Source organism: Poritiphilus flavus (assembly GCF_009901585.1).
Lineage (GTDB): Bacteria > Bacteroidota > Bacteroidia > Flavobacteriales > Flavobacteriaceae > Poritiphilus > Poritiphilus flavus.
In genome coordinates, this window is the sequence record NZ_WXYO01000005.1 from 499,350 (window position 1) to 525,327 (window position 25,978).

Here is a 25,978-nt window from a genome sequence, read left to right on the forward strand (position 1 = left end):
CAAGCTTATTTGATGAGGATACTCTTGTAGCGCTCCAAATTCTTGAGCGCGATTCCGGTACCTCGTACTACCGCTCTAAGAGGGTCTTCTGCGATATAAACGGGGAGGTCGGTCTTCTGAGACAGTCTGCGATCCAGCCCGCGCAGCATAGAACCTCCTCCGGCCAGGTATATTCCTGTATTGTAAATATCCGCAGCCAGTTCCGGAGGTGTCTGAGAAAGGGTCTCCATTACCGCATCCTCTACCCTGAGAATGGACTTGTCCAGGGCTTTCGCAATCTCTCTGAAGGAAATTGAAACCTGTTTGGGTTTTCCGGTGAGCAGGTCACGTCCCTGAACAGACATCTCGTCCGGTGGCGACTGAAGGTCCTCAGTGGCGGATCCGATCTGTATTTTGATATTCTCCGCGGTGCTTTCGCCAACATATAGATTATGCTGAGTGCGCATATAGTAAATAATGTCATTGGTAAATACGTCACCCGCGATCTTTACTGATTTATCGCAAACGATACCCCCCAGGGCTATTACCGCAATCTCCGTGGTACCACCTCCGATGTCTACTATCATATTCCCTTTGGGTTGCATGATGTCCAAACCGATACCGATGGCCGCGGCCATGGGCTCGTGAATAAGGTATACCTCTTTTCCGTTTACCCGTTCCGCAGACTCCTTAACCGCCCGCATTTCCACTTCAGTGATCCCTGATGGAATACAGATCACCATTCTAAGAGCAGGAGGGAACCACTTCTTTTTTAATGCCGGAATGTTCTTTATGAACATATTGATCATTTTCTCAGAAGCGTCAAAATCCGCAATTACCCCATCTTTCAAAGGCCTGATCGTCTTGATGTTCTCATGGGTCTTGCCCTGCATCATATTGGCCTCTTTGCCCACTGCGATAATTTTACCCGTAATTCTGTCCCGGGCAACAATAGAGGGGCTGTCAACCACTACTTTATCAGCATGAATGATCAACGTATTTGCAGTACCCAAATCGATAGCAATCTCCTCTGTTAAGAAATCAAAAAATCCCATTATTCTAGTTTGGTTTTCGGATTAAAGGGTGCATTTCATCGACAAAAGTAGTAAAATTAATGCTTAAAATGACGGGTCCCTGTCATTACCATGGCAATTCCATTTTCGTTACAATAATCGATGCTGAGCTGGTCTTTTATGGACCCCCCAGGCTGTATAACGCTGGTAATACCACTTTTATGCGAAATTTCTACACAATCCGGAAAAGGGAAGAATGCATCGCTCGCCATAACGGCTCCTTCCAGATCAAAATTGAAGGATTTTGCCTTGTGAATCGCCTGATTCAGGGCGTCTACACGGGAGGTCTGACCGGTACCGCTGGCGCACAATTGCTTGTTCTTTGCGAGTACGATGGTGTTGGATTTTGTATGCTTACAAAGCTTGGAGGCAAAGATGAGGTCTTCGAGCTCCCGCTGTGAAGGTTTTTTATCGGTTACGTATTCCAGATCGGAAATCGCATCGGTTTTCATGTCCTTGTCCTGAACCAGGTAGCCGTTTAGGCAGGTTCGTACCAGGGTATCTGAAAGGGGTACATCATTCTGAACGAGCAGGATACGATTTTTCTTTCCCGTTAGAATATCCAGGGCTTCTGTTGTGTAGCTCGGAGCAATCACTACTTCACAGAAAAGTTTGTGTATCTCCTCAGCGGTATCTGCGTCGATCTCCCGGTTGGCGATTAGGATTCCTCCGAAAGCCGAGACAGGATCACCGGCCAGGGCATCAACATAGGCATTCTTAATGGTATCCCGGGTAGCCAGTCCACAGGCATTATTGTGTTTCAGAATGGCAAAAGTAGGGGCGTCGTCCTGGAATTCAGCCATCAGATTTACGGCTGCATCTACATCTAACAGATTGTTATAGGAGAGTTCTTTTCCGTGTAATTTACTGAACATGGCCTCAAAATCGCCAAAGAAATAGCCTTTCTGATGCGGATTCTCTCCATATCTCAAGATCTTGCCACTAAGCTCACTGAGTTTCAAGGCGCTTTGTGCTCCGGTACGGTTAAAGTAATTGAAGATGGCCGTATCATAGTGCGAAGACACATTGAATGCCTTGGCCGCAAATCTTTGTCGGTCCTCAAGGCTTGTGCTGCCGTTCCCGGAAGAAATGAGATCAAGGAAAGCTGCGTAGTCTTCCATAGAAGAAACGCAGAGCACGTCTTTGTAGTTTTTAGCCGCTGCCCTTATAAGGGATATTCCGCCTATATCTATCTTTTCTATAATGTCCTGTTCTGAAGCACCACTGGCAACAGTCTTTTCAAAAGGATACAGGTCCACGATGACAATATCCAGCTGCGGGATCTCAAATTCTTCGAGCTGAGCCACATCACCCTCATTGTCCTGCCTGTTCAGGATCCCACCGAAAACCTTTGGATGCAAGGTCTTTACCCTGCCTCCAAGTATGGAAGGATAGCTGGTTACCTCTTCTACCGGTATCACTTCAATACCCAGTTCACGTATAAATTTCTCAGTGCCTCCTGTGGAGTAGATCTGAATACCCAGTTCATCTAGTTTTTTTACTATGGGCTCCAGTCCGTCTTTGTGGAATACTGAAATTAGCGCGGATGTTGCCTTCTTGCCTGTACTCATTTTAAACAGTTTACTTTTGTGAAAATAGTTCTTACTCAGTCTTGGGACAGCTGTCGCATCCGGACGTCTTTACACAATCTCAAGCCCTGAAAATCAGGGTGGCGTAAAAGCACAAATGTAATTTTTTTAAGGCGAAATATAAGATGAGGTTATCAACAAAAACCTTAAAGTTTTAAAGAATTTTGGCGACTTCCTGGTTTACGAATTCCAAAAATCGTTCATCCGCTTCCGAGAAGGGGTCCGGGGTGTTGGAATCGATATCGATCTGACCTATATTTTCCCCATTTACAAAAAGAGGCACCACGATTTCGGATTTTACCGTAATGCTACAGGCGATATAATTGTCTTGTGCGCTAACGTCTGGTACTACGAAATTCTGGTTTGATACCGCTACCTGCCCGCAAATCCCCTTTCCAAATGGAATTATAGTGTGATCCGTGGGTTCTCCTGAGTAGGGGCCGAGTTTCAGTTCTTCCTTCTCGCCATTCCGAAAGTAAAATCCAACCCAGTCGTAATATGGAACTGCATCCCGAAGTAGTTCGCAAATCTCCTGTAGCCTGGCCTCGGTTGAAAGGGTCTCTTTTGCTGTAATTGATTGGATCTGAGCTCTTAGTTTATCGAACATAAATAGTTTTTTGCAAAGATATTTAAAACCCCAGATTAGTCCTATCTCCTGCTGGGAACTTACGCAATCTCTGCGCTAATATTTCGTTAATAAAAGCGGTAAGTGTCCTCTAAAGATCAGGATTTCTTATTTTTGTATTCCAATGAAAGCTTTTTTTCATAAAATAACTGCCTTGGCCATGGCCTTTTTGCTCCTGGCTTCTACCGTCTCCTGGACCATAGAGAAGCACTATTGCATGGGCATGGTCGTTGACGTCGCCCTGTTTAGCAAGGCGGAAGGCTGTGGTATGCTGAGCGATTTGGAGAGTACCCTCGAGAATTCCTGCTGCGAACACGAACTGATCGCTGTGGATGGGCAGGACGACCTGAATCATTCCTGGGAACAACTGGACCTCGGACAGCAGGTTTTCCTATATGCCTTTACTTATACCTATCTTAATACCCTTGAAAACCTTGAGGAACTGGTAGTTCCTCACAAGGAATACCCACCTCCCATATTGATCCGGGATCTTCAATTGCTGGATCAGGTATTTCTGATTTGATATCCAAAGGTTACTACTGTGTCTACCCGTTAAAACGAACTGCCGTTTGAGCCGGGAGGCAAACCATGGGACCTCATTCTCTGTTGAATGCTTTCCCAATGTACTTTACAGACGTAATTTTTGATATCAAATAAAATGAAACATACATACAAAATAGATGGAATGACCTGTAGCGGTTGCGTTGCAAGCGTTACGGATCAACTGATCTCCCTTGACGGAGTGCAGGATGTGGCCGTAGACCTGGAAAGCTCCCAGGCCGTGATATCCATGAAGAGGCATATTCCCTTATCAGATCTGAGATCAGCGCTTTCAGACAAATATTCCATTTCCGAAAAACAATCCAAAGAAGTATCCGTTACTCCGGAAATTACGGTAGGAAAAACCAAACTCCAGCAGCTAAGGCCGCTTTTCCTCATCTTTCTTTACCTTTTCAGCGCCAGCTTCTTGTTAAACTTTAGGGACTGGAATACGGGAGAGGCTATGCTGGACTTTATGGGGCTTTTCTATATCGTTTTCAGTTTTTTTAAGTTCTTAGACCTGAAAGGATTTCCGGAAAGTTTCCGCATGTACGACCCCCTGGCTAAAGTTTTGCCGGTATATGGTTGGATATACCCGTTTCTCGAGCTGGCCCTGGGCCTGATGTTCCTTATGCGCTTTCAATTGAACATAGCGCTTATTGTCACCATAGTGATCTTGGGCATCACTACCGTAGGGGTTACAAAAACCCTACTTGACAAAAAGAGTATCCGATGTGCCTGTCTTGGAACGGCCCTTAAACTTCCTATGACAGAGGCTACCTTTATTGAGAATGCCATTATGCTGCTCATGGCGGGGATTATGCTTAGCAGATTTTACACTTAAAGAAGATCCAATGAAGAAAATAGTATTTATGATCTTTTTGGGTCTGCTACCTTCCATATCTTTTTCTCAGCAGCAGTTAAAAGGCATGGTTATGGAAGCCAATCCCGAAAATGAGCACATTGGCCTGGAAGGGGCCAACGTATATTGGATGAACTCGCAGACCGGAACGATCACCAAAGCGGATGGCACTTTTAGCATCCCTTATTTACAAGAGTACAAGAAATTGATCATCAGCTATGTGGGTTACAGAACAGACACCCTGACCATAAATTCCCCTCAGTTCGTACACCACTTGTTGATACCGTCCAATGAATTGGAGGAAGTGGAATTGATCAAAGAAAGGGATGCTGTTGAAAAGGCCCGTTTTAGTTCGCAGAATGTGGTCACGATCAACAGCGCCGAGTTGCTTAAGGCAGCTTGTTGCAACCTGTCTGAAAGTTTTGAGACCAACCCGGCCATAGACGTTAATTTTTCTGATGCCCTTACAGGGACCAGGCAGATCCGTATGCTGGGTCTTACCAGTCCTTATCTGTTGATAACCCAGGAAAATATTCCTATGGTACGTGGAGCTTCTCAGGCCTATGGCCTTACTTTCACTCCCGGAACCTGGGTAGAAAGTATACAGATCACCAAAGGTGCCGGTAGCGTGGTAAACGGATATGAGAGTATTTCCGGGCAGATCAACGCGGAATTGGTCAAACCTTTAACGGACAATAGCCTTTTTATAAACGGCTATGCCAACAGGAACGGAAGGTTGGAGCTTAACACTCACATCAATCATAAACTTACGGACAAACTGAGCACTGGCCTTTACATCCACGGAAATCGAAGGGATCAGATTGAAGACCGGAATGGAGATGGTTTTCTGGATGCACCACTCGCCAATCAGATCAATGTTCAAAACCGCTGGCAGATACAGGATGCGGAAAAAGGCTGGGTAAGTTTTGTGAATGTCCGCTTCCTGAACGATGAAAAACAGGTGGGGCAGTCTGATTACGACCCGCTAACGGACCGCTTTACCACCAATGCCTGGGGAAGTGAAATAGATACCCGCAGATTCGATTCCTCCCTAAAACTCGGTTATGTTTTTCCGGAATTGCCTTTTCAGAGTTTTGGATTTCAGTTGTCGTACAGTACGCATAAACAGGAATCTTACTTTGGCTTCAACCAATACGATATCAGGCATGAAAGTATCTATTCCAACCTGATGTTCAATTCTATCATTGGGGATACCCGTAACAAATTCAAGACTGGGATTACATTTGCTCATGATGGGTATGACGAATTGGTCAATACCGTGGATTATGCACGGGTAGATAATTCTGTAGGAGCCTTTTTCGAATACAGCTACGAAGACCTGGAAAAGGTAAGTTTAACCGCCGGCCTTAGGGTGGATACCCACAACCGATTGGGGACCTTTTTTACTCCAAGATTTCACATCAGGTATACTCCATGGGAAGGGGCCAGTTTAAGGGGGTCTTTTGGTCGTGGCAGGCGGGCCGCCAACTTCTTTGCAGAGAATCAGCAGTTTTTTGCCACTTCCAGGGAACTGCGCATACTGGATACCGGAAGAAGCGTCTATGGGCTGGATCCCGAAGACGCCTGGAACTACGGGCTTAGTTTTTTACAGGGCTTCAACTTGTTCGGAAGACAGGGGAACGTAACGGTGGATTATTACCGCACAGACTTTCGCGATCAGGTGGTTGTGGATTGGGAGGATCCCCGGGCAATTTCGTTCTACAACCTGGAAGGAGAGAGCTATGCCAATAGTTTTCAGTTGGAGGTAAACCACGAGATCCTGGAGAATCTGGACTTGCGTGCGGCCTACAAGTTGTACGATGTAAAGACGGATTACCAAAGTGGCAGGCTCCAAAAACCCCTACAGGCCAGGCAACGATTTTTTGCGAATCTGGGATACCAGACCAAACCTAAGGAGAACGGCTCTCAATGGCGATTGGATTATACCGTTCACAGTCTGGGAGAGCAACGCCTTCCGAATACCTCGGCCAACCCGGCGGAGTTCAGGCTACCTGAAAATTCAGAACCTTATAGCTTAATGAACGCTCAGGTAACCAAGGTGTTCTCCGGGAAGTTTGAGGTCTACATAGGTGGTGAAAATTTAACCAATTTCACCCAGGATAGTCCGGTCTTGGGATCGACAGATCCCTTTGGACCGAATTTTGATACCAGTATAGTATTTGCTCCCATAATGGGCAGGATGTACTATGCGGGATTCCGATATAAAATATAGTTTGATAAAAATTAATGTCATGAAGAAAATTGTATTATCACTGATCTGCGTTTTGGTAACATCGGTTGCGATGGGGCAGGACAAGAACAAGAAGTTGACCTTCGAGGTTGACGGGAAATGCGAAATGTGTAAGATGCGCATTGAGAAAGCTGCTTTAGGGGTCAAGGGTGTAAAATACGCCCTTTGGGATATCCCTTCGCATCAATTGTCTTTGATCATTGACGAAAGGAAAACCGATGCCATGCAGATCAAAACCGCGTTGGTTGAGGTGGGTCATGATACCAAGGAACTGAAAGCCACTCAGGAGGCTTATGACAATGTTCATCCCTGTTGTAAATACCGGGAAGACGACACCGATGATTCTGAAAAGCATCACGACTAAATGATGCTGAAATAAGCCAGAAGGAGGAGTGTCCTAAATCTAAATTGTCAGTTCGAGCGCAGTCGAGAACTATTTCTATCTCCATTACCAATACATCTCGACTGCCTGCCCGACTATGTGGATCAGGCGGGCGCTCGATGTGACAGGAAACACCTCCTTTAGTAATTGCCAACTTTCCTGATATATTCTGCTTTTAAGTGGCCAGGCATGGGTTTTCACCGTTAAAACCGCATTTATTCCAGCCTTTTGTGTAAGGATTCCCGGATTTCGACCACTAAAATCGGGCAACATCCTTATATATGTACAACCGGATGACCTTCATTACGTTGGTTTTTCTGTTTGGGCAGCAGGCCTATACCCAAACCTGTTGTTCAGGAGGAGTGCCTTTGTCTAATAATTTGGGGATGTCTAATGAGGGCAAAGGATCTTTCCAGTTAGGATTAAACTACGACTACAATAATCTGAATACCCTGAATGCCGGTTCCAATACCTTGGACGATGATTCCAGGGAACGGAACACCAATTCTGTCCTGTTGGGGATTGGATATGCTTTTTCTGACCGTTTTTCTATAGAAAGCCTCTTTACCTGGGTAAACCAGACCAGGACCATAACCCAATTCGGGAATGAAAGCCTTACGGAAACCACGGGTATTGGAGACGCGGTGCTGTTAGTAAAATACGCCTTTCCTAATGTACTTGGAGCAGAGACCGTACTGAGTATTGGTGTGGGCGCCAAGGCTCCCTTTGGGAGATCGGATTTAACCACAGACCAGGGCATACAGCTCACGGCAGATCTGCAACCCGGCAGCGGGGCATGGGATGGATTAGGCTGGCTCTCCTTTTCAAAAGGATTGGGTTTCCGGCCATCGGCAACACTATCCGCAAGCTTTATTTACAGGTTAACCGGTGAAAATGATGAATACCTGAACAACACTTCTGTCTATGAATTCGGTGATGTCATTCAGGGCAACCTGGGATATACAGATCAGTTCTTGTTGTTTAATACGGTATTCAATCCGGGGATTGTTTTTAAGTATAGAAAGGCGAAGGAAGACCGCATCAATAAGGTAGACCTTCCAAATACCGGAGGGGAATGGGTATTTGTCCGACCGGAATTAAGTGCACAGATCAATCCGAACATCGCGATTACCACAAGGTTGGAATTACCCCTCTACAGTTTTGTGGAAGGCACGCAACTTACGCCTACGCTCCGGGTAACTGCCGGCATGACTTATAAATTCAAAGTGAAAAATGATAATCTCATAAATGTAAGCGAATGAAAAAGGAAGTTTTACTACTGGTACTGATAGGGCTGCTGTTCTCATGTAGCTCTTCCAGTACTACAGAAGAAACAGGTGGAGGTACAGAGTCCACCGACGATTCTGGCACCTCAGATGTCTGGAGCATTCCTGTTGCGGATGTTTTTGATGGTGGACCTGGCAGGGACGGGATCCCGGCATTGGAGAATCCCGGGTTTACGGTGGCGGACAATGCCGCTTTGCTATTGGATTCTGATCTGGTATTAGGATTTAAGAACGGGGATGATATCAGGGCTTACCAGCATATTGTGTTGGACTGGCATGAGATTGTAAACGACAATATTGGGGATGTTTCCATGGCGGTTACCTATTGTCCGCTGACAGGCACCGGCATAGGATGGAACCGGATCATTAACGGGCAGGAGACCACCTTTGGTGTTTCCGGGCTGTTGTACAATACCAACCTCATTCCTTTTGACAGGGCTACGCGCAGCAACTGGTCTCAAATCCTCAACGAGTCCGTAAACGGGCAGTTGATAGGGCAGAAGGTGGAGCTTGTCACCCTGGTTGAAACTGATTGGAAAACCTGGAAGACCATGTATCCGGATACCAAAATCCTAAGTCTGAATACTGGCTTTTCGCGCACTTACGGAGTTTACCCCTATGTGGACTACCGCACCAACAATGAATTTTTTATTTTCCCGGTACCGGTAGACGATCGCCTGCCTTCCAAAGAACGTATCCACGCCATAATAGATGGTGACGATGCCAAGGCTTACCGCTTTGCTGACCTTATTGCTGAAAACCTTATACGGGATACCTTTAATGGAAAGGAATACCTTATCGTGGGCAATGCGAATTTTATGGCGTCCTTTGAACTGGATGGAGACAAGGGTGGCCTGCAATACACCTATGATTTCAATGGTTCCGAGGTCGTATTAAGTGATAATGAAGGAAACAGCTGGAACATTTTTGGGGAAGCCGTATCAGGTCCGCGGACCGGGCAAAGCCTCAAAACCTCCTCCTCATTTATGGCCTATTGGTTTTCCATCCCTGCTTTTTATACTACTGAGCTCTATGGCAGCTAACTCTTATATATACCCGAATGCCTAAACACAAAACCGCCCTGACGATTCAATGTCAGGGCGGTTTCATTTTTATGAATGGGCCAACGGGCTTACATCATACCCGGCATACCGCCTCCTCCCATCGGAGGTGCTGCGGCAGGAGCCTCTTCTTTAATATCCGTAAGAGCACATTCCGTAGTTAGGATCATTCCGGCAACCGAAGCCGCATTTTCAAGCGCGATTCGGGTTACTTTCTTAGGATCGATGATCCCTGCTTTCAGCATATCCACGTATTTTTCGGACTTGGCATCGTAGCCAAAGTCTCCTTTGCCCTCATTTACCTTGGCAACTACTACAGAACCTTCACCACCGGCGTTTTCAACGATGGTGCGAAGTGGAGATTCAACAGCCCTTGCAACGATCTGCAATCCGGTCTCTTCGTCAGAGTTCTCTACTTCAACTTTAGAAAGTATCTTTTGAGCGCGTACTAAGGCTACTCCACCACCAGCGACAATTCCTTCTTCAACAGCAGCCCTGGTAGCGTGAAGTGCATCGTCTACCCGGTCTTTCTTTTCTTTCATTTCTACCTCAGAGGCTGCACCAACATAAAGTACGGCTACCCCTCCCGCCAATTTGGCGAGACGTTCCTGAAGTTTTTCCTTGTCGTAATCCGAGGTAGTGGTCTCTATCTGTGATTTGATCTGACCAACACGGGTCTTGATGTGTTTTGCAGCACCTGATCCATTAACGATAGTCGTATTGTCCTTGTCTATGGTGATCTTTTCACAGCTACCCAGCATATCCAAAGTGGTGTTCTCTAAGGAGAATCCGCGTTCTTCAGAGATTACTGTGCCACCAGTTAGAATGGCGATGTCTTCCAACATGGCTTTTCTGCGATCACCGAAGCCGGGAGCTTTTACCGCTGCAATTTTAAGAGAACCTCTTAGCTTGTTCACAACAAGGGTGGCAAGTGCTTCGCCATCTACATCCTCTGCGATGATCAACAGGGGTTTTCCTGACTGAGCAACAGGCTCTAACACGGGCAGAAGATCTTTCATTGTAGAGATCTTCTTATCAAATAACAACACATAAGGGCTATCCAGATCTGCTGTCATTTTTTCTGAATCTGTAACGAAGTATGGAGAGAGGTAACCTCTATCGAACTGCATACCTTCAACAACATCTACATAAGTATCTGTTCCTTTGGCTTCTTCTACAGTGATTACACCTTCTTTCCCTACTTTTTCAAAAGCTTCTGAGATCAAAGCCCCGATCATTTCGTCATTATTGGAAGAGATGGCAGCTACCTGGGTGATCTTTTCAGAAGAATCACCAACTTTTTTGGATTGTTTGGAAAGGTTTTCCACGATTGCGTCAACAGCCTTGTCTATTCCTCTTTTGAGGTCCATGGGGTTAGCCCCTGCCGCAACGTTCTTCAATCCTTCTTTTACGATGGCCTGAGCCAGCACTGTGGCGGTTGTGGTACCGTCCCCCGCGAGGTCGTTTGTTTTAGAGGCCACTTCTTTTACCATTTGAGCACCCATATCCTCAAGAGGGTCTGCCAATTCAATTTCCTTGGCAACGGTTACCCCGTCTTTAGTAACCTGAGGAGCACCGAACGATTTACTTACGATAACGTTTCTTCCTTTTGGTCCCAGGGTTACCTTTACCGCGTTGGCCAGGGCATCTACCCCTCGTCTAAGGCCATCGCGGGCATCAATATCAAATTTTATGTCTTTTGCCATTGTCTATAGATAATTTAATCGGTTTTTATATGATCGCTAAAATGTCACTTTCCCTCATCATCAAATAATCTGAACCGTCCAGTTTAAGTTCAGTTCCAGAGTATTTCCCATAAAGTACGGTGTCTCCAACCTTTACCGTGACCTGTTCGTCTTTAGTGCCAGGGCCAACCGCTACTACCTTGCCCTTTTGAGGTTTTTCCTTTGCGGTATCCGGAATAAAAATACCGGAAGCGGTTTTGGTCTCTGCCGCCATGGGCTCAATAAGGACCCTGTCCGCCAGTGGTTTGATGTTAACTTTAGCCATATTGATTTTCGTTTTTAGATTTTAAATTTTCATGTTTTCTTTAGGCAGAAATTATGCCAATAGCTGAAAACTGACAGTTTGTAAAACAAGAAATGCCAGCTTGTCATTCATGCTGGCATTTCAAAATATTTTTTCGATAGAACCTTACTGAATTGAATCTGAAGGACTGTTACCATCCGTTGCAGGTAATTCTTCCGGAAGTTCCTCGGGAATGGCATTTTCTATATCGTCTCCCTGGAGTAATTTGGATTCTGCATCTGCGAAACTACCTTTCAAAGCTACATTGGATAACAGTATCAGTACGATCAGTAATGTAGCCAGTGTCCAGGTACTCTTATCTAAGAAGTCTCCCGTTTTCTTCACACCACCGACAACCTGGTTGCCACCACCTCCAAAGGAAGAAGAAAGTCCGCCACCTTTTGGGTTTTGAACCATAACCACCAGAACCAAAAGAAAGCAAACTACGATGATGAGGATCAGGAAGATTGAAAAAGTACTCATTAATCTGATTTTTCTTGTTGAATTTTTTCCACCGCTTTAATTCGGTCTGCAAAGAAACCACTTTTTTCCGGATATTTCAAACTTAAAATCTTATAGGCCTGTATGGCTTTTTTGTACTTTTTCTGCTCCAGGTAGACCTTCGCCAGGGTCTCCGTCATCAATTCCTCTTTGTCCATTTTAGTAGACTCTTTGATATCTATCTCGATGTCTACATGTTCTTTCGGGACAATTTTTGGATTATGGGCTATAAACTTATCGATCAGGTCGAATTTCTTCTTTTTGGCCAGATCTTCATCCAGGGGGAAATGAATTTCCTTAAGATCCTTGGCCTTGGAATTATCGACCTCCTTAGGTTTTCTTTTTACGGATTTCAAATTGGTGAGTTGCAGCCACTCTCCAAAGGAATATTTTTCTTTTTTACTGAACGCAATTGGTTTTCCAAGTTCCAGTTCCTCAGCTGCTCTTTTACGATCCGCTTCAATAGCCTTATCAACCGCAGGGTCTTTTGATTTGAAGAGGGAAGGATCCAGTATGGTATCCGCGTCTTTTGCGGAACGGGGTAGTGGAAGATCTTCAGATTCCTCGATCAGCGAAGGTTCGGTCTCCGGATCCGGAATGATCTCTTCCGAGATGATCTCCTTTTCGCCTAAGGGCGGGGTTTTACCAGAGATGGTATCGGCTATACTGTTCTGCAGAAATTCCTTGGAGGTGATAAAATCGAACAGTATATCCCGGTCTGCCGTATAGGCAGCCGTAACTTTTAGGGCATTGTTGTATTTAAAACTGTTAAGATTTTTTAAGCCCTTAAGATGAAGGGCCCGGGCGGCTTGAAAATAAGGATACTCTTCAAGAACATCTTCCAGATGCTTGGTCTGCACCGGATCTACTACCTTGTCCGGGTGCTGCAATAAGTATGTGAAGTCCGAAACTTTCATGTGTATTCCTTAATGGAGGCCTAAGGTAAGTAACTTGGGGTTTAGAAGCAAAAAGGAGAAGAGGGTTGAGAATGTGAAAATGTAGCAATGTAGTAATTTGAAGATTTGAAAATTTGAGAATTTGGAAATGGATTATTGGATGGTTGGATGGTTGGACTGTTGGATAGTTAGACTGTTGGATAGTTGGACTATTGGATGGTTAGATAGTTGGATAGTTAGACTGTTAGACGATTAGACAGTTAGATGGGTAGATTGTTGGATTGTTAGACGGATAGATGGTTGGGCTTTTGGAATATTGGACCATCGGATAGTTAATGGGGTAACTGTTTATTGTTCACTCCCGATAGCTATCGGGACTGTTTATGGCACTATCCTAAATTAGGTCTCGACTGCGCTCGACCTGACATAATAACTCTTATGTATTCATCCTCCGAAGCTTTAGCGAAGGAGGACTGTTTACTGCCCACTGTTCACTGTCAACTGAACTCACCAATTCGCCAGAGAAGCATTGAATATATCCTGATTGATCCTTTCAAAGATCGCCTCATGAGCTTCATCCCTTACCGAAGCCAACTGTGAATTCGCATCAAAGTCAAAGAAGAAAGAAAAGCGCCTTTCAAAATCCGAATCTTCCTTGGTGCGATTAAAGAAACGTACATTGACCCCAATGGTCAGACGGTTTTGGGCTGCTGTTTGTTCTGCCGTTGCCGTCATCGGAGATACCCGGTATTCCACGATCTCACCCTCGTATAACAGGTCTCCGTTAGAGCTAACCAGGTCCAGACTGGTCTGGTTCAGGATGACGTCCTGTAAGGATAAGGTGAAGTCCCGATCCAGCGCAGGATCAAAAGTAGAGCCAGGGCTTTGAGAAGCGTAATTCTGAAAGTAGTTTACCTGGAAAGTTGTTGCGTCGCCCACATCCCCTCCGGTAAAATTATAGGCCCCGCAGCCAGAGATAAGCAAAGCGAAGAACAGCATGGCTGCGTTTCTAAAAGACCAGGATTTTAAAAGTTGTTTGTACATCGTGACTAAGTTACGGACCATATTATATCAGGCATAACCAACCCAAATAGACAATTTAATTTTGTAATTCTCAACAACTTTCGGAAACTTTTAACCTCAAACCGAGTGATTCCAAACTATAGATCGTATTGCTTGATCTTCCGATAGAGCGTTCTTTCAGATATTCCCAGCTCAGCGGCAGCGGCTTTCCGTTTACCCCTGTTTCGCTCTAAAGACTTTTTGATCAGTTCAATTTCCTTCTCCTGTAAGGACAGGGTCTCCTCTTCCTGGATCTCTTCAGCAAAGTGATATTTGTCTTCCTGCTGTGGAGGAGGTTGAGGTTCCGTCCGGGCCTCGGGCAAAGGTAATACCTCCAAAGGCGCATCTTCTTCTTCACGGACAGGTTCACCATTGGTGCCGTAGATCTTCTGGATCAAAGTTTCGTTTTCTTCCTGTACCTTGGCGGTGTCACTAGACTTTAGCAGCTCCAGGGTAAGCTTTTTGAGATCGTTCAGGTCTCCCTTCATATCGAAAAGCACTTTGTAGAGGATCTCTCTTTCGTTGTTGAAATTGCTGTCGCTTGAGTCCTTGCTGATTACCGCAGGTAAATTAGAGTCTCCCGCATTAGGCAGGTAACTGTTCAGCGTGGCCAGCGAAATATTCCGCCCTTCTTCTAAAACTGAGATCTGTTCCGCTACATTTCGGAGTTGCCTGATGTTACCCGGCCATCGGTATTTCAATAACAACTGTACCGCGTCTTCCTCCAGGCGAATGGTTGGCATTTTGTATTTCTGGCCAAAATCCGAGGCAAATTTTCGGAATAACAAATGGATGTCTCCCTGCCTGTCCCTGAGTGGTGGAATATGAATTTCCACCGTGCTCAGCCGGTAATAAAGATCCTCCCGGAATTTTCCTTTTTTAATGGCCTCAATCATATTCAAATTGGTGGCCGCAACAATGCGCACATCAGTTTTCTGAACCTGAGAAGAACCCACTTTCAGGAATTCCCCATTTTCCAGTACCCTTAGCAAGCGCACCTGGGTAGTAAGTGGTAATTCCCCAACCTCGTCAAGAAAGATGGTCCCGCCATCGGCAACCTCAAAGTAGCCGCTCCTTGTTTGTGTTGCCCCGGTAAAAGCGCCCTTTTCGTGCCCGAATAGCTCACTGTCTATGGTGCCTTCAGGAATAGCGCCACAGTTTACCGCTATGTATTTGGCGTGTTTTCTGTGAGATAGCGAATGTATGATCTTAGGTACAGATTCCTTACCCACTCCACTTTCTCCGGTAACCAGTACAGAAATGTCCGTAGGGGCTACCTGAATAGCCTTCTCCAGAGCCCGATTCAGTTTTACATCGTTACCAATGAGCTCAAAACGCTGCTTTATGGCCTGTACATTTTCCATACCTAGTTGTTTTCGGAATAGCCAACTGCTTCTCCCAGCAAAGTCGCCGAGGTACAGTCATCAATACGTACATTGACAAAATCCCCTACTTTATAATGCTCTTTTGGGAAAACCACCACGGTGTTTTGGGAGTTACGCCCCATCCAGTGATCTGTGGACTTTTTAGAAAGCCCTTCTATCAACACTTCCTCCGTTTTACCGAGATGCTGCCGTGTTCGGTACAGCCCGTGTTGCTGTTGCAAGGCTATGATCTCTCTCAGCCTTCGTTTCTTGGTTTCTTCCGGGATGTCGTCTTCAAGTTTTCTCGCAGCCAGAGTACCCGGTCGTTCCGAATAGGCGAACATAAAACCGAAATCGTATTTCACGTATTCCATCAGGGAAAGCGTGTCCTGATGGTCTTCCTCAGTCTCCGTTGGAAAGCCGGCTATCATATCCTGACTAATCGCACAATCCGGATTGATCCTTCGGATGTTATCTATCAGGGTGAAGTACTCTTCCCTGCTGTGAAGTCGGTTCATGGCCTTGAGTATCCGGTTACTGCCACTTTGAACTGGTAGATGGATGTAATCGCAAATATTCCGGTATCGCGCCATAGTCTCGATAACGTCTAAAGTCATATCCTGAGGGTTGGAAGTAGAAAACCTAAAGCGCATTTTAGGTTGCGCCTGGGCAACCATTTCCAAAAGCTTTGCAAAATTCACCGCCGTGGCTTTTTGCATTTCAGAGGCTTTTTCGAAATCCTTTTTAAGTCCTCCCCCATACCATAAATAACTATCCACATTTTGCCCCAGCAGCGTTACCTCTTTAAAACCTTTCTCCCAGAGGTCGTTAACTTCCTCTAATATGGATAAAGGATCCCTGCTTCTTTCCCTTCCTCTCGTAAAGGGTACAACACAAAAAGTACACATATTGTCGCATCCCCGGGTTATGGAAACAAAAGCGGTTACCCCGTTTGAATTCAAACGTACCGGAGCCACATCGCCATAGGTCTCCTCTTTAGAAAGGATGACATTTACTGCATTCCGACCCGCATCTATTTCCTGTACAAGGTTGGGAAGGTCTTTATAGGCATCTGGCCCCACGACCATATCCACTATCTTCTCTTCTTCCAATAGCTGACTCTTAAGCCGTTCAGCCATACAACCTAGCACCCCTACCTTAATATGTGGTCTGGTCTTCTTAACCGCATTGAATTTTTCAAGGCGTTTTCGAACGGTTAGTTCTGCCTTCTCGCGTATAGAACAGGTATTTACCAGTACGAGGTCTGCCTCTTCAATGTTCTCAGTGGTGTTAAAGCCCTCCTGGGCCAGTATGGAAGCCACTATCTCGCTATCAGAAAAATTCATCTGGCAGCCGTAGCTCTCGATGTAAAGCTTTCTGGAATTACTTCCCTTATCCTTAAGCACAAGGGCTGTTCCCTGAACCGATTCGTCTATAGTTTTCTCCATGATCTGCACTCTTGCGACGCATCTTTTGCGATCAGCAAAGATAGTACTTTATAAAATTTTGTGACAAATTGACAGTTAATTATTTATGAAATTATACGCAACGCCGGAAAAGCCTCCGTATCTATTTTTTGACAGCCCAATAACAATTAAAAAAACAAACTATGAAAAGAACAACCCTGCTCCTCCTGGCATTCATTACTATCTGGACACTTTCCTGTGATGATGACAATCAAGATGACAAGTACGCCGACTACCTGGTTGCAAGACCTTTAACAATGACCCTTGAGGAATTTGAGAACAGTGTGGATATTATCGGTCCGCTACCTATAGATGAATCAGGAAAGATCTATGCCTACAAGGACTATGTCTTTGTCAATGATAAATATAAAGGAGTACATGTTATAGATAACAGCAGCCCGTCTTCTCCTCAAAAGATCTCCTTTATTAAAATTGCCGGAAATGTAGACATCTCTGTCAAGGACGATTATCTCTATGCGGACAGCCTCACGGATTTAATGGTGTTTGATATTTCGGATATTGACAACATTCAGATAGTAAACAGAATGAGGGATGTACTGCGCGACAATGTAGTCTGGCCGGCCGCGGATATTTTCGAGTACGATGGGATAGACTACCAAAATGAGATCCTGGTAGGATGGGAAGTTGTCAGTGAGCGAAGATTGATAGAAGAAGTGCAACCTGGTTTGTTCCTGGATGATCTGGCTGTAGCCGAGTCTGCTAACGACGGCACAGGACAAGGCGGTTCCCTGGCACGCTTTAAGATCGTGGACGACTATCTATATGCGGTAGACAGTCATAATATCAATGTATTTGAGATCTCTGACCTTGAGAACCCTAAAGACCTGGAAGACGTTTTTGCCGGTTTTGATATTGAAACCATTTTTAATCGGGGACAACATTTGTTTATCGGGAGCATGCAAGGCATGTATATATATGATATCACTACGCCGGCTACCCCGACGTTTGTTTCAGAGTTTAGGCACGGTACCGCCTGTGACCCCGTTGTAGTTGATGGGGATTACGCCTATGTTACCCTGAGGGGTGGCAGTCTCTGCGGGGCGGAAGAAAGCGGACTTTTTATTGTAGACATTTCCGAAATAACCGCGCCTACACTGAAGATCAGTTATCCCATGGATGAACCTTATGGCCTTGGAATTAAAGATGAGAAGTTGTTCATATGTGATGGATCTTCCGGCCTTAAGGTTTATGACAAAACAGATGTTGAAGATCTGATATCCTTAAATCACTTCAAGGATATCATCACTTTTGACGTTATCCCGATGGAAGATCATTTGCTGATGGTAGGTGATGAGGTTCTGTATCAATACGAGTATTTACAAGATGAGATCCGCCTGATCAGTACCCTGGAATTATAAGTGTATCAATAACTATTCAAATCTGGGTTTATACCCATAAACACCCTGTATTTGCAGGGTGTTTTTTTATGGCAAATAACATAGAGATAACCCGAAATAAAAATTTTACTATACTTTTGTTCCTTCAAAAAAGCATGAATGGCAAAGAATTTAGTAATCGTAGAGTCTCCTGCTAAGGCCAAGACCATCGAGAAATTCCTTGGTAAAGATTTCAAAGTAACTTCGAGTTTCGGACATATCGCGGACCTGCCGTCAAAGGAGCTTGGTGTGGATGTCGAGAATGATTTTACACCCAAGTACATCGTTGACCAGGAAAAGAAAACCCTGGTCCGAAAATTGAAGGATCTGGTAAAAAATGCTGAAACTATCTGGCTGGCCAGTGATGAAGACCGGGAAGGGGAAGCTATTTCATGGCATCTGGTGGAAACCTTAAAACTGGATAAAAGTAAGACCCGCAGGATAGTTTTTAATTCCATTACTAAATCCGCCATTCAAAAGGCCATAGAAAACCCCAGGGACATCAACTACGACCTGGTAAACGCCCAACAAGCCAGGCGTGTCCTTGATCGTCTGGTTGGTTATGAACTTTCACCTGTACTCTGGAAAAAAATAAAACCGGGCCTTTCCGCCGGGAGGGTGCAATCCGTTGCCGTACGCTTGATCGTTGAAAGGGAAAGAAGTATAGAGGCCTTTAATCCTGAAGCCTCCTTTAGGGTGGCCGCGGAATTCGCCAATGATGAAGGAAACCCTTTCATGGCCAGATTGGGTAAAACCTTTGGCTCAAAGACAGAGGCTCAGAACTTCCTTGAAAAGAATATAGGAGCTAACTTTTCGGTTACTTCACTGGATAAGAAGCCTGCAAAAAAAACACCGGCGGCACCATTTACGACTTCCACTTTACAACAGGAAGCCTCGCGTAAACTGTACTTTTCAGTTTCCCGCACCATGCAGGTAGCCCAACGCTTATACGAAGCCGGGCTTATTACCTATATGAGAACAGATAGTGTTAATCTATCTAATGAGGCTATCAATGCGGCCAAAGATGCCATTATAACCAATTACGGGGAGTCCTACAGCAAGGTCAGGAACTTTACCGGAAAATCCAAAGGGGCTCAGGAAGCGCACGAAGCGATACGCCCTACAGATATGTCCCTTCAATCGCCTAACGTAGAAAACGACCAGCTGCGGTTATATGAACTGATATGGAAGCGTACGCTGGCATCTCAAATGAGTGATGCAGAATTGGAACGCACCAATGTAAAAATAAAAGCCAATACCCATCAGGAGCTTTTTTCCGCAAATGGCGAAGTGATTAAATTCGACGGTTTTCTGAAGGTATACCTGGAAGGAAGGGATGAGGAAGACGCGGTGGAAGAGCAGGAAGGAATGTTGCCGGCACTAAGGGAAGGCGAAGCGGTCAGGAATAATTATATGACTGCCACCGAGCGCTTTACCAGGGCGCCCTACCGCTATACTGAAGCTACTCTGGTGAAGAAACTGGAGGAGTTAGGAATCGGAAGGCCGTCTACCTACGCGCCTACCATCTCTACCATTCAGAACAGAGGTTATGTGGAAAAGGGTACGGTGGATGGCACTGAGAGGAAGTACACCCAACTCCATTTGAAATCAGGGAGTATACAGGATAAAACCCTGTCGGAGACCATAGGATCAGACCGTGGGAAACTGGTGCCCACAGATATAGGGATGATCGTAAACGACTTTCTGGTAAGTCATTTTGCCAATATCCTCGATTACAATTTTACCGCCCAGGTAGAGAAAGACTTCGATGAGATAGCCGCCGGGGACGAGGATTGGAAGAAAGTCATGAAGGAGTTCTACAAAGACTTCCATCCAAACGTACAGGACGTGGAGGAGAACGCAGACCGGGCCAGTGGAGAACGGGTGCTCGGTACTGATCCAAAAACCGGGAGGCAGGTTGCGGTTCGCTTAGGGCGTTTTGGTCCGATGGTGCAGATAGGCACGGTGGAAGAAGAAGAGAAACCGCTGTTTGCCAGTTTACTTCCGGAACAATCTCTCAATACCATCACCTATGAAGAAGCTATGGAACTTTTTGAACTTCCGCGTAAGTTGGGGGTATATGAGGGTGAAGAGATTGAAGCGAATGTAGGCAGATACGGGCCTTATGTTCGATTTGGTAAGAAGTTTGTGTCCCTGGGCAGGGGAGAAAGCGCCTTCGAAGTGGACCTTGAAAGGGCCATAGAATTGATACAGGCAAAGCAAAAGGCAGACGCTCCTATAGCCAGCTATGAAGGTAAGGAAGTGACCAAAGGTAAAGGACGTTTCGGGCCTTTTATCAAGTGGGACGGAATGTTTATCAACGTCAACAAGAAATACGATTTTGACAACCTGAGCCAGGCCGATATCGAAGAGCTGATAGAGGCTAAAAAGCAGAAAGAGGCTGAAAAACTTGTCAGGGAATGGCCCGAAGAAAACATTCGAATCGAAAAAGCCCGATGGGGCAGACACAATATAATTAAAGGAAAAACGAAGGTTGAGATTTCCAAAGATGTGGATCCTTCTGCAATGTCGCTTGAAGATGTCCAGGCTTTGTTAGCTCAGAAAAAACCAAAAAAGAAGACCAAAAAGTCTTAAGGCAATCATGGTCCATGGCATTTGATTTTTTAGTTCCGGTAGACGACAAAGTACTGGCGCATTGCGAGTTACTTCCTCCCCAGGCAGTGGGCCGAAATATCCATATACATACCAAAAGAGATGGGCTTCCTGTGCTCGCTAATGCTTCCTTTGCCATACTTGGCGTACTGGAATCGCGAAACGCCTTCGAAAAGAAACCGGAGCGTCTCAACACCACCGAACTCAGGATACAGTTTTACAAACTGATGATGGGAAACTGGAATGCCACCCTGGTAGATCTGGGTGATATTGAGGAAGGGGAAAGCGTAGAGGATACCTATTTTGTGGTGAAGGAGATCGTTGCGGAATTGCTCGAAGAAGGAGTCATCCCTATTGTAATAGGGGCTACGCAAGATATCACTTATCCCACTTACCGGGCCTTTGATAAGATCAAGGATATGATCAACCTGGTTTGTGTGGACAGCCGCTTTGATTTTGGCGCTGATGAAGAACTGATCTCGTCGCATTCCTATATGAGTAAGATCATCACGGACAAGCCCAACAACCTTTTCAATTTTTCCAATATCGGATATCAGAGTTATTTCAACGCCCAGGAGGAAATAGATCTGATGGAACGGCTTTTTTTTGATGCCTACAGGCTGGGTGATATTACAGCGGATATCACTCTGGCAGAACCTGTAATGAGAAACGCACATATTATTAGTATAGATGCCCGGGCGATCCGGGCGAGCGAGATGGGCCTCTCCAAAAACTTTTCTCCAAATGGTTTTACAGGAAGGGAGATATGTGCCATCGCCAGGTATGCAGGGATCAGCGATATGGTATCCGTTTTTGGGATATACGAGATAGAGAATAATCCCCAGGCGTTTCAGTTAACCGCCCAGATAATCTGGTATTTCATGGAAGGGTTTAATTACAGAATAAAGGAAAGCCCGGGAGCTGATAATAAGGACTTCACTAAATTCATTGTACCCTCCGAAACAGAAGAATTGGTCTTTTATAAAAGTCATCTCACCGAAAGATGGTGGGTAGAGATTCCTTCAATCATAGCTTCACATACTAAAACCAATTCATCGGCGTTATTACCATGCACCGAGCAGGACTATTTGGATGCTTGCGATCAAAATCTTCCTGAACGGTGGTTCAAGGCCTATAAAAAAGGCTTCAGCTAACAAAAAATAATTTAAAACGAGAGGCGGTTTTACACAATAAATTATTCAAAATTCAGTTTTACAGAATAATACAAATTGTCATTACTGTTTTAGTCTTAATCGAAATTTAACCTAAAGTATGAAGAAGCTATTGTTATCATCTATAGCATTTGTCTTTTTGCTCAGCAGTTGCGGCTCTAAGACAAAAGGTGAACTAGTAGGAGTCAGAGGTAAGAAATGGTACCCTGAAAAGCCCTATGGAATGGAACTTATCCCAAGGGGTTCTTTCATTATGGGTAAGAGTGAGGAGGATATGGCTCAGGTACTTAATGCACCGACCAAAACCGTTACCGTCCGATCTTTCTACATGGACGACACTGAGATCACCAACAGTGAATACCGTCAGTTCGTGGAGTGGGTCAAAGACTCTATTGTGAGAACCAGACTAGCTATCCTTGCGGATGAATTGGGAATGGGTCCTGAAGATGGAGGAATTGGTGAGTACGCATTCAAAGATGCAGATACTACCAGAATGTCCACCTATGACAAGTACATGCTCGACAATTATTCCGGGCTTGGCGAAACTGGATACGAAGGACGTTCTTTGAACAAAGACGAAGATGTGATATGGGATACTTCTGATTACCCGGATGAGTATTACACCGAGGTGATGGATTCCCTTTACATTCCTGAAGAGGAATCGTATAACGGACAACGCACAGTAGACGTTACCAAATTGAAGTACAAGTACAGCTGGATGGATATAGAGGCTGCTGCAAGGAACCGTGACGCGAGAAGAAAAGAATTTATCAAGCAGGAAGAATTAGAAATATATCCTGATACCACAGTTTGGATCAGGGATTTTGAATACTCTTACAACGAGCCAATGCACAACGACTATTTCTGGCATGACGCGTATAGCGATTATCCGGTGGTGGGAGTTTCCTGGATGCAGGCAAAAGCTTTTTGTAACTGGAGGACTAAATTCAAAAATGACGATCAGAAGAGCCGTGGAAGGCAGTTTGTAAACCAATTCAGATTACCTACAGAAGCTGAATGGGAGTACGCTGCACGAGGTGGAATCGAAGGTGGAACCTATCCGTGGGGTGGACCGTATGTAATTAGCGATACGGGCTGCTTTATGGCCAACTTCAAACCTCAGCGCGGGGATTATGCTGCAGACGCGGCGCTCTATACTGTAGAGGCAAAATCATACGAACCTAATGATTTTAACCTGTACAATATGGCAGGAAATGTATCGGAGTGGACCAATTCCAGCTACGATCCAAGTTCTTACGATTACGTATCTACCATGAACCCTAACGGAGGTGACGGCGGCAATGCCCGTAAAGTTATCCGAGGCGGTTCCTGGAAAGATGTTGCTTATTTCCTACAGGTAAGTACACGTGATTATGAGTACAAGGATTCAGCAAGAAGCTATATTGGATTCAGAACCGTACAAGATTATATGGGAGAGGAAGACTCTACACAGTAATTTATACGTAATTAAGTAATCAAACCTTTAACCAAATACTTAAATCAGAATAAACTTAAATTAAATTTAAAATTATGGCACAGTCAAAATCAACAAAAAAACTTTTTAATATGGCCTATGGCCTGGGGGCTTCGGTAGTAATTATCGGTGCACTTTTTAAAATCCTACACTGGGAATTCGGTCCCCTTACAGGTGGTCTGCTTCTTGCAGTCGGTCTGATTACCGAAGCACTTATTTTTGCTATCAGCGCCTTTGAGCCGGTAGACGACGAATACGATTGGTCTTTAGTATACCCGGAATTGGCCGGAGGTCAGTCTAACGGTAAGACGGACGCACAAGAAGCTCAGGAAGCTGAAGGTCTTCTTTCAAGAAAACTGGATCAGTTGCTTCAGGAAGCCGGAATTGATGCTAACCTGATGGAAAGCCTTAGCGACGGTATCAAGAATTTCGAAGATGCTGCCAAAGGTATCGCTCCTACTGCCGATGCCATGGAGTCTACTAAGAAATACTCTGAAGAAATGACACATGCTGCTGCTCAGATGGAATCTTTGAACAGCTTGTATAAAGTTCAGTTGGAAAGCGCAAGCCGTCAGGCTTCAATCAACGAAGAAGTGGTACAGAATGCTGGTGCCCTTAAAGACCAAATGGAGTCTTTGGCCTCTAATCTTTCTTCCCTGAATGGAGTTTACGGCGGTATGTTGAGCGCCATGAGCAAAAGCTAATTAGTTTTTATTGAAACCACCCAAATCAAATTATTAATTAAAAACTAATTAGAAAACATGGCAGGAGGAAAGCTATCACCACGTCAGAAGATGATCAACTTAATGTATTTGATCTTCATCGCGATGTTGGCCTTAAATATGAGTAAAGAAGTTCTGGCTGCGTTCGGACTAATGAACGAAAAGTTAGAGGCTTCTAATGTAAAAGCTACAGAGAGCAATACGGCTTTCTTGGCAAGCCTTGAAACCAAAGCAGGTGAGGATGCTGCGAAGTATGCAAAACTGCATGAGGACGCCAAGAAGATCAAGCAACTCTCTACAGATTACTACAATTATCTTGAAAACCTGAAGAAAGAAATGGTCAAGGATATCGAAGATCCTAAAGACTATCAGGTGATGGATAAGTCGGATTACCTGGACCAAAAACTCTTTCAGGGAGACAACCTGGCTCCTGAAGGAAAGAAGTTCCTGCAAAACTTGAATAGCTACCGCGATCAGGTTTTGGCTATCCTTGGAGATGAATTCCAGGAGGTAAAAAGCGCTGTTTCCGCTCGCTTCCAGACAGGAGACAAAGACGGTAAGGTAAAGCGTAGGGACGGTGTTAAGGTAGACTGGATAAACTATAACTACGAAGGTTTCCCTTTGATCGCGTCGCTTACTAAGATCACTGCACTTCAGTCTGATATCAAAGCTACTGAAGAAGGTGCCCTTAAAGCTATGCTACAAGGAGAGCTGACCGATCAGGTTTCACTATCTAACTTCTCTACTTTGTTAGAGCAGGAAAAGTCCGCTTTCTACTCTGGAGAGCGTTTTACCGGAAACATCGTTTTAGGAAAAACTGATAAGTCTGCTAAGCCCGTTAAAGCTGAGCTTACTTTAGACGGTCGTAAACTGACAGAAGGAAGGGATTACGAGCTTCAGGAAGGTGGAGTTAAGATGTTGATCGGTGCTGGAAATCCTGGAGATCACACTATTGCCGGTTCTCTGTTTTATATGCAGGATGGTGAGGAAAAAGAAGTACCTGTAAAGAATTCTTTCTCTACCATCTCTAAGCCTAACGCTGCACTTATTGCCGCAGACAAGATGAACGTGGTTTATAGAGGTGTATCTAACCCTATGTCTATCTCGATTCCTGGAATTCCTAATAACAAGGTTACAGCTTCTGCACCTGGTCTTTCTAAGCGAAGTGGTAGCAGCTATACCATGAATCCTGGAAAAGGTAGAACTGTTACTATTACCGCTTCAGGTATATTGCCTGACGGACAAAGAATATCTACAAGATCTGAATTCAGAATTAAAGATATTCCAAGGCCTGCAGGATCTATCCGAGGTGAAGCTGGTAGCGTTAAGATGCCAAGGAGAAATCTTGAGATCTCCTCTGTTGGTGCCTTGTTGGAAGACTTTGACTTTGACCTGAATCTTGCGGTAAGCGGATTTAAATTCAAAGTTCCTGGTCAGCCTACAGTAAGCGTTAACGGTAGTAAACTGGATAACAGAGCTAAGTCTGCTCTTAAAAGAGCTAAAAGAGGTGATGCCGTACAGATATTCGATATCCAGGCGTATATCACCAATAACAGAACTTATAAATTGAAGAAGGTATCTCCGGTAGTCGTGGAGCTTACCAACTAAGAATAGGGAAAATTAAACTGTGTAATG

General features: G+C 44.8%; 22 protein-coding genes. 12 read left to right on the forward strand and 10 right to left on the reverse strand.

Going from position 1 to position 25,978, the window contains the following annotated elements:
- Positions 1-5 precede the first annotated feature (5 nt).
- From GTQ38_RS12485 to GTQ38_RS12495, 3 genes are all read right to left on the reverse strand, one after another.
- Positions 6-1,034 carry a rod shape-determining protein gene (locus GTQ38_RS12485; protein WP_161435855.1) on the reverse strand — a complete coding sequence of 343 codons (1,029 nt, stop codon included), beginning with the start codon at positions 1,032-1,034 and terminating at the stop codon, positions 6-8.
- Between the two features lie 56 nt (positions 1,035-1,090).
- The gene (gene purH, locus GTQ38_RS12490) at positions 1,091-2,623 is read right to left on the reverse strand and encodes a bifunctional phosphoribosylaminoimidazolecarboxamide formyltransferase/IMP cyclohydrolase (RefSeq protein WP_161435856.1); all 1,533 of its coding nucleotides are present in this window, start codon (positions 2,621-2,623) and stop codon (positions 1,091-1,093) included.
- A gap of 172 nt (positions 2,624-2,795) precedes the next feature.
- Positions 2,796-3,248, reverse strand: a complete 453-nt coding sequence (locus GTQ38_RS12495; RefSeq protein ID WP_161435857.1) for a GAF domain-containing protein — start codon at positions 3,246-3,248, stop codon at positions 2,796-2,798.
- A 142-nt stretch (positions 3,249-3,390) separates the two neighbouring features.
- Here GTQ38_RS12495 and GTQ38_RS12500 point away from each other — a divergent pair, with 142 nt between their 5' ends.
- The 6 genes from GTQ38_RS12500 (at position 3,391) to GTQ38_RS12525 (ending at position 9,630) form a co-directional block, all read left to right on the forward strand.
- Positions 3,391-3,789, forward strand: coding sequence for an HYC_CC_PP family protein (locus GTQ38_RS12500; RefSeq protein ID WP_238857914.1), 399 nt, complete (start codon positions 3,391-3,393; stop codon positions 3,787-3,789).
- Between the two features lie 135 nt (positions 3,790-3,924).
- On the forward strand, positions 3,925-4,650 hold the full coding sequence (locus GTQ38_RS12505) for a heavy metal translocating P-type ATPase (RefSeq protein ID WP_161435858.1): 726 nt from the start codon (positions 3,925-3,927) through the stop codon (positions 4,648-4,650).
- Positions 4,651-4,660: 10 nt separating this feature from the next.
- Positions 4,661-6,901, forward strand: coding sequence for a TonB-dependent receptor (locus GTQ38_RS12510; RefSeq protein ID WP_161435859.1), 2,241 nt, complete (start codon positions 4,661-4,663; stop codon positions 6,899-6,901).
- A gap of 19 nt (positions 6,902-6,920) precedes the next feature.
- The gene (locus GTQ38_RS12515) at positions 6,921-7,283 is read left to right on the forward strand and encodes a heavy-metal-associated domain-containing protein (RefSeq protein ID WP_161435860.1); all 363 of its coding nucleotides are present in this window, start codon (positions 6,921-6,923) and stop codon (positions 7,281-7,283) included.
- Positions 7,284-7,582: 299 nt separating this feature from the next.
- Positions 7,583-8,563 carry a transporter gene (locus GTQ38_RS12520; protein ID WP_161435861.1) on the forward strand — a complete coding sequence of 327 codons (981 nt, stop codon included), beginning with the start codon at positions 7,583-7,585 and terminating at the stop codon, positions 8,561-8,563.
- On the forward strand, positions 8,560-9,630 hold the full coding sequence (locus tag GTQ38_RS12525; protein WP_161435862.1) for a DUF3179 domain-containing protein: 1,071 nt from the start codon (positions 8,560-8,562) through the stop codon (positions 9,628-9,630). Before GTQ38_RS12520 ends, GTQ38_RS12525 begins: the two co-directional genes overlap by 4 nt.
- An 89-nt stretch (positions 9,631-9,719) precedes the next feature.
- Here the strand turns inward: GTQ38_RS12525 and groL are convergent, their stop codons facing one another.
- The 7 genes from groL to miaB all read right to left on the reverse strand — a co-directional run bounded on the left by groL (position 9,720) and on the right by miaB (position 16,947).
- Positions 9,720-11,354, reverse strand: coding sequence for a chaperonin GroEL (gene groL / locus GTQ38_RS12530; RefSeq protein WP_161435863.1), 1,635 nt, complete (start codon positions 11,352-11,354; stop codon positions 9,720-9,722).
- Between the two features lie 25 nt (positions 11,355-11,379).
- A complete protein-coding gene (locus GTQ38_RS12535) occupies positions 11,380-11,658 on the reverse strand; it encodes a co-chaperone GroES (protein WP_161435864.1) in 279 nt (92 codons plus the stop codon).
- A 144-nt stretch (positions 11,659-11,802) separates the two neighbouring features.
- The gene (gene secG / locus GTQ38_RS12540; protein WP_161435865.1) at positions 11,803-12,159 is read right to left on the reverse strand and encodes a preprotein translocase subunit SecG; all 357 of its coding nucleotides are present in this window, start codon (positions 12,157-12,159) and stop codon (positions 11,803-11,805) included.
- Positions 12,159-13,094, reverse strand: coding sequence for a hypothetical protein (locus tag GTQ38_RS12545; RefSeq protein WP_161435866.1), 936 nt, complete (start codon positions 13,092-13,094; stop codon positions 12,159-12,161). The genes secG and GTQ38_RS12545 overlap by 1 nt, the downstream gene beginning before the upstream one ends.
- A 486-nt stretch (positions 13,095-13,580) precedes the next feature.
- The gene (locus tag GTQ38_RS12550; RefSeq protein WP_161435945.1) at positions 13,581-14,072 is read right to left on the reverse strand and encodes an LptE family protein; all 492 of its coding nucleotides are present in this window, start codon (positions 14,070-14,072) and stop codon (positions 13,581-13,583) included.
- 161 nt (positions 14,073-14,233) lie between these two features.
- Entirely contained in the window at positions 14,234-15,499 is a 1,266-nt protein-coding gene (locus tag GTQ38_RS12555; RefSeq protein WP_161435867.1) for a sigma-54 interaction domain-containing protein, read from the reverse strand.
- A 2-nt stretch (positions 15,500-15,501) separates the two neighbouring features.
- Positions 15,502-16,947, reverse strand: coding sequence for a tRNA (N6-isopentenyl adenosine(37)-C2)-methylthiotransferase MiaB (gene miaB / locus GTQ38_RS12560; RefSeq protein WP_161435868.1), 1,446 nt, complete (start codon positions 16,945-16,947; stop codon positions 15,502-15,504).
- A 161-nt stretch (positions 16,948-17,108) separates the two neighbouring features.
- Between miaB and GTQ38_RS12565 the strand changes: the two genes are divergently transcribed.
- From GTQ38_RS12565 to porM, 6 genes are all read left to right on the forward strand, one after another.
- A complete protein-coding gene (locus GTQ38_RS12565) occupies positions 17,109-18,344 on the forward strand; it encodes an LVIVD repeat-containing protein (protein ID WP_161435869.1) in 1,236 nt (411 codons plus the stop codon).
- Positions 18,345-18,482: 138 nt separating this feature from the next.
- Positions 18,483-20,957, forward strand: a complete 2,475-nt coding sequence (topA, locus tag GTQ38_RS12570; RefSeq protein ID WP_161435870.1) for a type I DNA topoisomerase — start codon at positions 18,483-18,485, stop codon at positions 20,955-20,957.
- Positions 20,958-20,971: 14 nt separating this feature from the next.
- Positions 20,972-22,129, forward strand: a complete 1,158-nt coding sequence (locus GTQ38_RS12575) for a formimidoylglutamase (RefSeq protein WP_161435871.1) — start codon at positions 20,972-20,974, stop codon at positions 22,127-22,129.
- Positions 22,130-22,247: 118 nt separating this feature from the next.
- Positions 22,248-23,603, forward strand: coding sequence for a T9SS ring complex lipoprotein PorK/GldK (gene porK, locus GTQ38_RS12580; protein ID WP_161435872.1), 1,356 nt, complete (start codon positions 22,248-22,250; stop codon positions 23,601-23,603).
- A 74-nt stretch (positions 23,604-23,677) separates the two neighbouring features.
- Positions 23,678-24,325, forward strand: a complete 648-nt coding sequence (gene porL / locus GTQ38_RS12585) for a type IX secretion system motor protein PorL/GldL (protein WP_161435873.1) — start codon at positions 23,678-23,680, stop codon at positions 24,323-24,325.
- Between the two features lie 57 nt (positions 24,326-24,382).
- Positions 24,383-25,951 carry a type IX secretion system motor protein PorM/GldM gene (gene porM / locus GTQ38_RS12590; RefSeq protein WP_161435874.1) on the forward strand — a complete coding sequence of 523 codons (1,569 nt, stop codon included), beginning with the start codon at positions 24,383-24,385 and terminating at the stop codon, positions 25,949-25,951.
- Positions 25,952-25,978: the final 27 nt, after the last annotated feature.